The following is an 11,988-nucleotide window of genomic DNA, read 5'->3' as shown; positions in this document are numbered from 1 at the left end:
TTAGCTCGTGCCACTTCTCGACTCTCTACCGGAAGTTATGTGGCCCGCGTTCCTGGAATGGGTCACGGCGATACTCGATATTGCCAAACTCATCCAGGACGTAATGGGCATGTCCCGCTCCATCGGGACGACCCACGCCGCCAAAATAGACGTGCGTTTTATTGTCTTTATGAACAACTTTTACGTCATGACCGTAGTGCTGCACCCCAGCCTTAAATGCTACATCCCGCCTTGATGCCTCCAGTACAGCCTTGCGGTCGTCAAACCGCTCTTTTGCCAGTCTAAACTGGTGCTTTTTATCCTTAAGCACATCGCGGGTCGCTTCGAGGCCACGTTGTGCGGCCTTGCATTCCTCTACCAGAGAACGACGCTCACTCACCAGGCTAGGCAGCTCAGCCCTTAGCGACCGGCCCTCGGCGGACTTACGGGCAGCTTCATCGTGATCACCGTTCAAAAAGGCGTTTGAAGCGGCATCGTAAGCAGCTTTCATTTGATCGAACTTGCGATCATGCTCAGCCCTCAAACTCTCTATTCGATAACCATTGCGCGACTGCACAGACTGAACCTCATCCCAAGCATCATCATGCTGCCGCCTGGCATACTCCTTTGCCTCCCAGGCACCATTCATCTCGGTGCGAAGACGATCAAGCTCTTCGTCGTGGGGCATAGTTTATCTTCCTAGTTGTGAAAGTGTCTCGGTCTTCACGCAGATACCGCGTGAATGCCTATTATCACATGCGGACATAGAGCAGACAATAATACTATATGCCGTGCGAACAGCTGCTAGCCAAATACCGTCATAATTTGCATTTGGCTTGAGTAAGCGCTAAAAACTATATTAATCTTCCATCCTTAAGTTTAAAAGTGGTGTCGGTTTTACCGGCTATGGCAAGATCATGAGTAACTACCACGATAGTGGTGTTTTCGGTTTTTGCAAGTTTATGAAGTAGGTCAAAAATCATTTTGCCGGTTTGCGTGTCAAGATTGCCGGTTGGCTCATCCGCTAAAATTAAGCTCGGTTTATTTGCTAGCGCCCTAGCAATAGCCACTCGCTGCTGTTCTCCCCCAGAAAGGCGGCCTGGCTTACGTTGCTGCTTGTCAGCACCTAAACCAACCCGCTCCAACAACTCAATTGCTCGCTTTTTTCGAAAACCAGATTCAATACCGGCAAACTCCATTGGTAACATTACGTTCTCGATTGCGGTAAGATTAGGCACCAAATTATAACCCTGAAACACAAACCCAATCTGCCTGCAACGGTAGTTAGTTATTTTACCATCGCTTAGCTTAGTAACAACTTGACCACCAACCTCAACCTTACCCCCACTTGGCTTATCTAAGCCGCCTAAAATTGACAGCAAGGTACTTTTACCGCTACCGCTTTTACCTATAATCGAAGCGAAGCTACCGTCTTTTAACTCAAAACTAACATCGCTCAACGCAACCACCTTAGTATCACCGGATGAAAACTGTTTTGTTACATTAGAAACCTTCAACATTATTCTGCCCTCATTACTTCTGCTGGGCGTACTCTGGCAATTATGTACGCCGGTATTGAGCTACCAGCTACGGCAATTATTAGCGCCGCGAGGAAGCCGTAACCCAACACTTCCCAGCCAACTGTGGCCTGAATGCTACGCAAGCTTTCACCTCCAATACCCGCAAGACTGCCGAACGTCCGAGGGCCGCCCATCATACCACCCGACCCTGCAGCCGAATTCGCACTTGAACTCACCAGTATCTTAGTAACCGCCCCGCCGGCCGCAACACCGATGCCAATACCTACAATCGCCGCGAGCAAGGTAAAGGTTATAGCCTCGGCAACAAACTGTGTAACGACTTTAATATTAGATGCCCCAATTGCCTTTAATACACCAATCTCACGCCGGCGTTCGCGCACAATCATCATCATAGCTAGCAAGATGATGATTGCTCCGGCAAACACCGACCCAACCAGACTATAAGTCGATATACTCTTAATCCCCTCTAGTGGCTCGAGTGCTTGGCTGGAGCTATCTTGTAGACTGGTTACGTCTGCCACATCACTACCTAGGCTGTTTTGGATGTCTAAGGTTGTACTTTTGACGTTGGATATAGAATCAACCGTTACTATTGCGCTGCTCACCTCTCCTGTCTGGCCACTTAAACGCTGCACCGTAGACAGCGGCATCAACACCGCGTTATTAGAAAAACGGTTGCCAGCATCGTAAATCCCCTTTACAGTCACAGTTTGGCCATACACCGTAAAGGTTGAGCCAGTTTTAAGCAAGTTTTTTTCTGCCACTGCCGTACCAATTAATGCCACTAGTTGATCTTGCGCTGGGTCAAATTTTTCTCCACTCGTAACTGTTATGGCACCCCCACCATCAAGTATTGAGCCACTCAAGCTATCGGTACCAGTCAACATTACCGGAGGTTTAAAGTTACTGTTCGGCTGCCGACCGGAAGGTGGCGCCATCTGGCTACTGGAATTATTGCTAGTCGATCCTGAGCCATTGCGCCGGCCCAGACTACCCGCCTCCACAGCAGATTCCAAGCTGGTTGAATCGCTATCTAGTCGCGCTCGCAAAGTTTGAACTACCGAATTGACATGGTCAATTTTATTAACCTTATCAATCTCAGCCGTAGTGAGCGGCTCACCTCCTCCTTCAAAACCACGGACGCCGGCTGGCGAAATTGTAATAACGTTACCAATTGATCTTTTTACGCTATTAATTTTAGAGTCAACCGCCTGCCTAGCAATCAACATAGTTAACGCTAAGCCAATACTAAGCGCCAATATAAGTACAATTGAGAAGGTTCGGATTGAGTTGCGGAAGGCGTTGCGTACACCACGAGTTATTACGTTCATATTTCCCTTAGCTTAGTTGTCCATCTTAGTGTAGAGACTAAAACCGAGAAAACACTGAGTCTATTGCTTTGTTTTATGTCAAAGCTATACAATAGCCGCAGTGACACGGTCGATGTTGTTTGTTCGTCGCGAATGATCCGATCGGCTCGTCACCTTCGAGCCCCGACCAAACTGACCTCATGGCATAAGGGTCGAACTCGAGCGGCAGCAAAAAATCAGACCTACGCGCGCGCTTAAAACGGCCCGCCCAAGAAAGTCTGTGTTGCCGCACCAAACGGTCCCCATGCCTTGGAGGACCGACCGCAGGGCGGGGACGATTTCGGTCGTCCCCGCCCACTTTACTTTTTAGGATTTATAAATTGGACAATAATTCCTGGGGCGAGATATGGGGCTTGAACCCACGACCTCTGGTACCACAAACCAGCGCTCTAACCAGCTGAGCTAATCTCGCCATGGTGGAGGCTGCACAAGGCAACCCCCGAGCTATCTTCAATGACTTGAAAACAGGTCGGGAATCACGGTTGGAATAAGGAAAAATGGCGCCCCCGGTTGGATTCGAACCAACGACCTTAGGCTTAGAAGTCCTCTGCTCTATCCAGCTGAGCTACAGGGGCCAATCGGGGCTAGAACTATGGCATAGTACCAGATTTGAGTAAGTTTTTAAAGTCCTACTGCACCATCGGCTGTTCAACGCCATTACGGAAGTATTTACCATGGCGCATTTGCTCATCGCTATCTGGCTGATAGGTTGATGTTTCGATCCACATCGGTGCGATCATGGCAAAATCCCACTGGCCGACCGCGTTGGTGGCTGAGCTGCTGTTGGCGGTGGTGCGCAGACGGAACCAAGACTGACCGGTGAGCTGCTCGCGATGATCCTCGGGGTTGGTCATGTAGGGACTATAAGAGGTTGGGGCGGTGATTGAGATTGAGTCAACATACACTAAAGCACTGGTTACCGGTGAGCCGACATTTTTGAACCCACCCTCAACGTTAGACTTACCGGAGTAATCTCGAACATCTAGGGTCACCGTACCACCGGTTCCCGACTGGTAACGCGACGACCAGTTGAAACCAACCAACGACCCATTGATTAAATCGTACACCGGGAACTTAACGTGGGCCGCCTTAGCTTCGAGGCTGGCCGAGGCCGTAACCTGAGGATCAAATGGGTAAAAATCGTGTCCCTGATTGGTCGAGGTGTCTTCGGCCAGTATGTCCCAAGTTGAAGCCGAGGCGGTCGTATCAATGTTGCGAGTGTTGTCGCAACTGCCGGCATTTTGGGTACCAAAGCTAATGCTACAGGTTGTGTTGTCGCTATTAACCGCCCCTACCATAATGTAGGCCGTATCGATCTCAATCGACTGGGTGCCATTAGATAGTCCGTACCACCCAAGGCGCGCCTCTCCATTGTTAACATAGTCGCGTAAGTTAACGCTGTTCTTAGCAAACACACTGGTGGCATCGGTAGCGCTACAGGCAATTGAGCTAGTGCTCAAATCCTCCCAGCTAGCGGTAGTATAGTTGTAGATCTTTGGTCGGTAGTTAATGCCGGTAGTCGAACAGCGATGTTCGGCGCGGAACGCAATTGTATTCATGCCGGGTACAATTTTAATATTCTTAAAGGTTAAGTAGCCGTCGGCAATACTACCAGCGGTGCCAGCCCAGGTTAACCGGGTGTCATCGCTGGGCTGCTGAATATTGCCGCCAAAACCAGCATTAGCGCCAATAAAGTTATTGGTATTACTATAGGTTCCACTCACCGAACCACTACCAAGATTGGTAAATCCGCCGGCATTGTAAACCGAGTTGACCACCGGCGAGATGGCTAGATAGTCAATAGCAAAGGTACTGGTGGTATTGGTGGTTGAGTAGTAGCGGACCTTAACGCTATTTGAACCGTTTAAGAAGTTACCCAATGGCGTACTAACAGCGGTATTGGTACCATCATTCCAATACCCATCATATATCTGCCAGGTAAACACTGTGCCAACTGCCGTATCGGTTGGGTTTTTGCGGTTGTTAAGCGTCCGCCAACCGCCACCGGTACATTGCGCATCGGCGGCATTATCCACGCTAGCAGTCGATACCCAGTCGCAAACCTGCACCACGGTCTGTGGGACAGTGGCATCTTGGTCAAACTTGGTTTCAATCATCATGGCATTGGCACCGTTTAGAGCTACCCCACCAGTATCTAACTGCACATTCATGCCCGAAGCGGTACTGGCCACCACCCAGTGGTAAGAGTCAGACGAAAGTGTACCCTTCCACGAACCGGTATTTGTGCCTTCGGTCGATGAGCCACTGGCCCCCAACACATTCTGTTCGGTTCCGGTAACCAGGGTGCCACCGGTTGGCGCAAACATGAACGAACGAGTGGGAGTTTGAGCATTTTCCACCCATTGGACACTAACCATGGCAAAATCTAGATCATGCACCGAGTCATTCGTCTGCGCGCCACCGGCAGTGGTTCGCAGTCTAAGATTAACCTTACTGTTAACACTATCAACGTAAGCCGAGGCATTAGCCTGTAGGCCAGTTGCGGTTGTGGTCCCCCCGCTAATGTTATCGGTAAAAGCCACGCCACTGGTTGCGGTTGCGCCGGTCGCTGTCCATCCGCCGGTCACATTGTTCCGGCCGGTATAATCTTTGGCCCCTAGCTGCACCGTATCGCCCATGCCTCCATTAAAGCGTCCGGCGTAGAAAACACCGGTGGTCTGTGCCGAGGTGGGCAGAGTTGCCGGAAAGCTAAGGTTGGCGGCGGCGGCCTCTTCGGCATTACCATCATTATCGTTATCATAGGCGTAATAGTCGTGACCCTGGGTGGCCGACTCATTTTCGGCCTGCTGCCTCCAGGTGTCGGTATTACTGGACGTGGTATCAATAGTTCTGGTAGCACTACAGTCGGTCGCCCCAAACCCGGAGCTTACTACGTCGCCACTACTGATACTGTGTTTTTCAAACATCCACTGCGCATCGGCATCGGAGTCGGTCGGTCCAGTTATGTAAATATAGCTCGCATCAATGGCTACGGTCTTAACCAACGAGTCGCCAAGATATTGGCTACTGGAATAGCCGTCCGCCCCAAAGGAGGTATCAAGAGCCCCCGTGCTCAGGTTCAATTTAGCAATTCTCCAAGTACTGGTTGGGTCACCATCTCGCCCCCCTACATAAATACCATTAGCATCGACCTTAATCGTGGTTGCCTCATCGTCGGCACCACTAAAGTTGTACGACACCGCGCCGGTAGCACTACCAAAGGTGCCGTCTAGGGCACCATTACTCAAGGCTCGCTTCTCAATCCGCCAGCGGTAGTCGCCCGAGGTACCCTGCATCTCGGCCAAGTACATATTACTGGCATCAATCGCGATATCGTAGCCACGGTCGGCGTCACTAGCCGTGGGATTCGAGTTGGCGTAGCCACCACTACCAAAACCGCCATCAAATGCTCCCGAAGTTAAACTGCGCTTTTCAATCCGAATTTGCTGGGATGAAGTCGCCCCCAGGCTATTTGACTCTGTGCCAATGGTATAGATGTACGACGCATCAACCTTTATTGCCTTGGGATCATAGCGGTTGGTACTAACCCCACTGCTCTCCAGAATGCCATCGCTATCAAAACCGGTGTCGTAGGCCCCGGTCGTAATATCAATCTTTTCGTAACGCGCCACAAAGGTTGAACGACTTCCAATAATATAGATATAGCTACCATCAATATCAATATCCATAATTTGATCGCTACCACTACCGGGGTTGCTAGTAAAAATACCGTCGCTGTCAAAGGCGGTAACCAGTGCGCCGGTGGTCTTGTCACGCTTTTCGACGCGGTACTCGTCATTTCCGGGCGAATTGTCGTATCCGCCAACATAGACATAGCTACCGTCCACCTTAACCGTTGTCGCCTCATCGTTGCCGCTGCTCGGATTAGTCTGAACCACACCACTGGTGCCAAAGCTGCCGTCTAGGGCTCCGGTGGTCTTATCGCGTTTTTCAATCCGCCACTCCCTATCCCCGCCCACACTGTCGTAGCCAACCGAATACATTGAGTTGCTATCGACATCGGTGTCATTTACTACATCGGCATTGGTGGATGGGTTGCTTAGCATTCGCCCGGCAGTTTGGGTGCCAAACGATACCTGACAGTCCGAAGTGCTGGTGTTGGTGCTTCCGAGCTGGATATACATTTGATCGACCTTAATACCGTTTGTACTATTAGCATCTCCTTCAAAACGTACCCATATCTCACTACTACCCGAAATATAGTTCGACAAAGTGACATTGTTTTTAGCACTGGTGTTGGTCGCGTCGGTGGTCGAACAGTCAACCAGGCCAGCCATATCCTCCCAGGTGCTGCTCTGAAAATTTCTAATCTTAGCCCTATATCGCAAGCTAGTTGCGCTGCTACAAGCGGTCTCATACCGAGCCATCACCGTATTCATGCCGGTGTAAGTTTTAACATTTTTAAACACAAAGTAGCCGGCTGGAGCACCGCCAGCAGTACCGTCAAACTGAACGTACTGATTATCCGAGGCGCCCTGATTGATGGCGTTTGTGTTGGTGTAGTCACCGGTAGTGGCACCAGGACCGTCGTTCACAAAACCACCCGGCGCGTACACCGGGTTAATCACCGCCTGAACCTTAACGTAGTCAATTGCTACCGTACTGGTGGTGTTGGTGGTTGAGTAAAATCGAACCTTAATTTGGTTTGAGCTATTAATAAAATTGGTTATTGGCGTGCTAATACTGGTATTCGAGCCATTCGACCAGTAGCCATCGCCAATCTGCCAGTTATAAGCGGTGGAGCTGGTTGTGGTGATGCCGGTTTTACGGTTGTTGAGCGTCCGCCAGCCGCCGCCGGTACAGGCGCTGTCGGCCGCATTATCAACGCTCGACGATGACGACCAATCACAGATTTGAACCGCCGTACTTGGGGCGGTAGCATCCAAGTCAAACTCGGTTTCAACAATCAAGGTGTTGGCGCCATTAGCAGCCGCCCCACCAAAGGTTAGGTTGGCATCATAGCCACTCGTGGTACTGGCAAAGGTCCAGTGAAAGTTGTCGTCAGCCAATGTGCCCTTATATGAGCCAACGTTTACGCCCTCTGCGTTAGCCGTTGCCTGCGAGGTGGCATTTTGAGCGGTACCGGTTACCAGTTGACCGGCGGTCGGGGTGAACTGAAATGACGCGGCATGAGCCTTTGGCACCCCAACGCCGTGCGGCAAGAACTGGAACAGTGCCCCAAAAATCACCAAACCCGCTACAATTGCCGCGCGAACTCGATCGTTGACCATTTAGAACTTGCTCAGATAATTAATTTCCAACAATCCGGCCCGAGCGTAGCCACTCGAACTGGCTGTAAGTCGAATGCGGAAGGTTATCACATCATCAGCGCTCACACTACAAGCGGTTTCGTCGCCGGTCATATTGGTGCTCTGCCAGGTAGTGTTACTACTGTTAACCTCGGTGGTGCTACCACACTGGGTGCCGTTTTGCTGGAACATGGCCAGCTCAACCTTTTCGCTCGAAGTTGAACGCCAACCACGCAAATTGATTGCGTTAGCGTCTTTAAAGGCCGAGAAGTTACTTGGCACCTGCCAGCGCACATACACGTCGTAATCGGTGGTTCCGCCAGAGCCTATCCAGGAGTAGTAGTTGTACTCATCGGTGGCACCACAGACGCTGGTGTTGATGCTTAGGCGGGACGAACCAGAACAGAAATCGGTGGTCATGGTGCCGGTGTTATTCGAGCCATCACCGGTCAACACAGCTCCTTGGTATTCCGGATTCATACTCACTCGTACATTCTGACGAGCCGTACCGTTGTAGATGAGCTTTTTAGTAGTTCCGTCAAACTGAACGTTGTTGGTTGCGTCTCCCACTCTTAACGCTCCACCTATCTCAACATTGCTTGCTAGTAAGTTTGTTCCAGCCTGAGTTGGCGTGCTGGTTGTGCCAACTTGGAGCAGTCCAGCAATGTAGTTCTTTGCGTTCACCCCAGCCGAATACAAGTTGTAGCTATTGGTTGAACCGACCCCTGACTGGTCTTGTATATACATACCGTAGTTGTTTTGGAAGACACCACCACCCGAATTAACCGCAGTTGTAACAAGCAGGCCATAGCCGTTGTTTATGGTACCCGTTCCAAGATTCGAAATACCGGCCGATACCCCCGTAGCCGAAGTTATATTAGCCTCACTGGTGGCTAAAATTTGCGACACCAAGCCTTGAGCAAGATTGGTGGTGCCATAACTTGTGGAGTACACGTTGTAGCCCCCGATTGCCGTGCCCACGTCCCCTTCGTTTACCACTCTATTATCAACTCCAGTTAATGCGCTGGCAGAAGTACTATAGTTATAAAGAATATTTTGACTCGATACAGCAGAGTTAGAGTAAGACCCGGAGCCATTCAGAAAAACGCTGTTACCTATACCCGTGATTGTGGTCGTGGCGTTAGCGTCAGAATTCAAATGCAACTCATTATCAATGCCAGTTATGTAGCTTGCTGCGGAAGCATCACTATAGGTTTCGGATGCGCTGATCGTTGACCGGATAGCACCAATATCGTGTATGGTTGCTGAACTCCCAAATGCACCAGCACCTGTAACCTGTAAGCTATCGTCGGTCTTTAGCCGATTAGCGGCACTACGATACAAATTAGTATCGGTCCCAAAAGTAATTCCCCCGCTAGCCGCGGTCGTGTTTGAGCCCACAGTCAACACGCTGTTTGCCGGTGAGGCGGCTGGGCCAATTGCCAATCGCTGGTTGCTGGTGTCGGCCACCAGTAGATTTTGGCCGCTGGAATTCTGAATCTGGAAGGCGGTCGCCGAGTTGCTGGTGGTGGTAAAGGTAGCGTTACCGTCAGCCCCCACACTAGTAACAATTCCGCCCGCTTGATTACGTAGTTGAATCAGATCAGCCGTCTGGCCAACCGCGCCCTGCAGTATACCGGTGATCTGGTTGGCGGCGGCACTGCGCAAGTAGTAGTTGGCATCTTGCGGCACCGTGCCGTTCTGAATGTAAGCACTTGACCCAGAAGACGGCACACAGCCACTCAATATACAGATTGAGGTTCCATTAATCCGGTAGGTACTGCCGGTATTAATGTCTCCGTCAACATCTAGGGTGTAGTTTGGCCCCGCCGTCCCAATACCAATGCGCGTATTTGTAGTGTCCGCCACCAGTAGGTTACTGGTACCAGCCGCATTTTGAACCTGGAAAGCCGTGGTTGAGTTCGTACCTGGCTGAACAATGAAGTTGCCGTTGGTCTTGAGCGTACCGGCCGTACTGCGGTAAATACTAACGTCCTCCAGGCTACTAAAGGTAATTCCCGCCTCATTACTTGGACCCACATTACCGATCCTCACCTTATTACTCGACCCATTTCGCGCAACAATACTTTCAGATGAATAGATCTGCAAGAAGCTGGTTATTGTACCTTCCACGTTCAGCGAGGCGTCAACATGCAGACTATCGGCCACCGCGCTATCAAGATTAACTCCGTTACCCAAATCCAGATCGCCGCCGGTCACAGCCAGATCTCCATTAGCGGTGACAGTGCTCCCGCTTTCGCTCAACAGCGAGTCAACAATGCCCTGGGCGGCGCTAAACTTGGCAATTCTGCCAGGAGTGCCTCCGATGGTTGTCACACCACCACCCACACCAGCGCAGTTACCCGCGGTCGAACACAGGTCGTAGGTGCCGGCAACTGCTGGCGCAAACTGGTAGGTTACTCCAGTAGTTGGGCTGATTGCAGTCAGCGCGTTCAAGCTGGTGATGTCGCTGTTAGCGCCACTAGCTGCCGCCCCAAGATTTGTAAGCGCACCTGCTGCGGTAGTTGCTCCGGTACCGCCACTTGCAATTGGTAGCGGCTGACTTAAATTCAACCCGGCAAAGGTTGGTGTGGCGGTCACTGCCAAGTCTTGAGGCAAAGTTATGGTCTGGGAGGCAGCCTGATTGGCAATTGCCTGAGTCTGATTTACGGTAGTGGTCAGTTGCGCCAGCTGTGTGCCGGTCACTAAGTCGACAAATGAGTTGCCGTTGTAGTAGTACAGCGTGGTGTTCTGGTTGTTAAGGTAAAACTGCCCAATCAGCGGATTGTCAGGGGTATCTGAAGGCGTCAGCACAAACGAGTTATTAATCTTAAGCTGGCCGTTGATGTTTACTCGCCGCGAAGCATCAAACGAAATGTCCCCGCTTTTAACCAAGTCGTTTAGCGGTATGGTGGTAACGGTATAGTCCCCATTAACCTTGTTATTAGCGCTACCCGACTTAGAGCGTAAATTAGCAAAACCCAGATAAGCAATCGGGGCTAGCATGGCAATAATTAACAGTCCTACCAGCAAGATAAGTACAATTCGTAAACGGCCCAGGCGGGGGCGCGACGGACCGGTCGGCGAGGGGCTGGCAACCTCGGATTTGGCTGGTGGTAGCGGTGGCGAAATTGCCTCGGCTGAACCCAGGGCGCCGGTTAAGGATCCAGCTACCGGTTCTGGCGCGGCAACCGCTGGAGTAGGTTCGGGATCAGCTGCCACTGGAGGTGGAGTTACATCGTTGGTAACCGGAATGGGAGTTGGTTCTGGGTTACTTTCAACCTCAGGCTCTGATACTGCTGGCGTCGTTTCAGGCGCAACACTTGACTCCGCCGGTACGCTAGACGGTTCTGGTGCGCCCAACGACTGCGCCAATCCCCCAACCTGTTGGCCCAATAATTGCTGCGGTCGAGTAATGTCGCTTTGGTACACTAAACCACCCGTTTGAGGCGGGCCAGATGTTCGCTGGGGTTGACTACCTGTCAGTCCAGGTTGTTGCAAGCTTTTGTCTTCCAACCAGCATCTCCAAAAATATCGAACTCTCCACCCTTCGGTAGATATGTATATTGTAACGCTTATGCTTGGTTATAACAACCGGTTTGCCAGATTATCGGTAATAAAATAATTCCTGGAGCGGGTGAGGGGAATTGAACCCCTGTCTTCAGCTTGGAAGGCTGACATAATAGCCACTATACGACACCCGCATATTCTGGTCGGGGTGAAAGGACTTGAACCTTCGACCTCCTGCTCCCAAAGCAGGCGCGCTAGCCAACTGCGCCACACCCCGACGGTGTGAGAACTGAGGTATTATAGCCGCCAGCAGGCTAA

General features: G+C 51.1%; 5 protein-coding genes and 4 tRNA genes. All 9 read right to left on the bottom strand.

All coding sequences use genetic code 11. The annotated features are described in order from the left end of the window. Window positions 1-25: 25 nt before the first annotated feature. Window positions 26-667 (bottom strand): hypothetical protein, encoded by a 642-nt coding sequence (locus EPO04_03955; GenBank protein ID TAK89220.1) that lies wholly within the window; start codon window positions 665-667, stop codon window positions 26-28. 166 nt (window positions 668-833) lie between these two features. Continuing rightward, window positions 834-1,499 (bottom strand): ABC transporter ATP-binding protein, encoded by a 666-nt coding sequence (locus EPO04_03950; GenBank protein ID TAK89219.1) that lies wholly within the window; start codon window positions 1,497-1,499, stop codon window positions 834-836. Continuing rightward, on the bottom strand, window positions 1,499-2,851 hold the full coding sequence (locus tag EPO04_03945; GenBank protein TAK89218.1) for an ABC transporter permease: 1,353 nt from the start codon (window positions 2,849-2,851) through the stop codon (window positions 1,499-1,501). Before EPO04_03945 ends, EPO04_03950 begins: the two co-directional genes overlap by 1 nt. Window positions 2,852-3,225: 374 nt before the next feature. Continuing rightward, window positions 3,226-3,302 (bottom strand) — tRNA-His (locus EPO04_03940). Window positions 3,303-3,388: 86 nt separating this feature from the next. Beyond that, window positions 3,389-3,465 (bottom strand) — tRNA-Arg (locus EPO04_03935). Window positions 3,466-3,519: 54 nt separating this feature from the next. Then, window positions 3,520-8,142 carry a hypothetical protein gene (locus tag EPO04_03930; protein ID TAK89217.1) on the bottom strand — a complete coding sequence of 1,541 codons (4,623 nt, stop codon included), beginning with the start codon at window positions 8,140-8,142 and terminating at the stop codon, window positions 3,520-3,522. Continuing rightward, complete coding sequence (locus EPO04_03925) at window positions 8,143-11,592, bottom strand: hypothetical protein (GenBank protein ID TAK89216.1); 3,450 nt, start codon at window positions 11,590-11,592, stop codon at window positions 8,143-8,145. Between the two features lie 197 nt (window positions 11,593-11,789). Next, a tRNA-Gly gene (locus tag EPO04_03920) sits at window positions 11,790-11,864 on the bottom strand. A 6-nt stretch (window positions 11,865-11,870) separates the two neighbouring features. Then, a tRNA-Pro gene (locus EPO04_03915) sits at window positions 11,871-11,947 on the bottom strand. Window positions 11,948-11,988: the final 41 nt, after the last annotated feature.

Source organism: Patescibacteria group bacterium, assembly GCA_004297735.1.
Lineage (GTDB): Bacteria > Patescibacteriota > Saccharimonadia > UBA4664 > SCTI01 > SCTI01.
The sequence above is the reverse complement of the archived record's forward strand: the minus strand, read 5'-3'. Positions and strand labels throughout refer to the sequence as shown.

Bases quoted from the DNA above. Each gene is read 5' to 3' on its own strand.
- EPO04_03955 (TAK89220.1), bottom strand. From the start codon at position 667: ATGCCCCACGACGAAGAGCTTGATCGTCTTCGCACCGAGATGAATGGT.
- EPO04_03950 (TAK89219.1), bottom strand. From the start codon at position 1,499: ATGTTGAAGGTTTCTAATGTAACAAAACAGTTTTCATCCGGTGATACT.
- EPO04_03945 (TAK89218.1), bottom strand. From the start codon at position 2,851: ATGAACGTAATAACTCGTGGTGTACGCAACGCCTTCCGCAACTCAATC.
- EPO04_03930 (TAK89217.1), bottom strand. From the start codon at position 8,142: ATGGTCAACGATCGAGTTCGCGCGGCAATTGTAGCGGGTTTGGTGATT.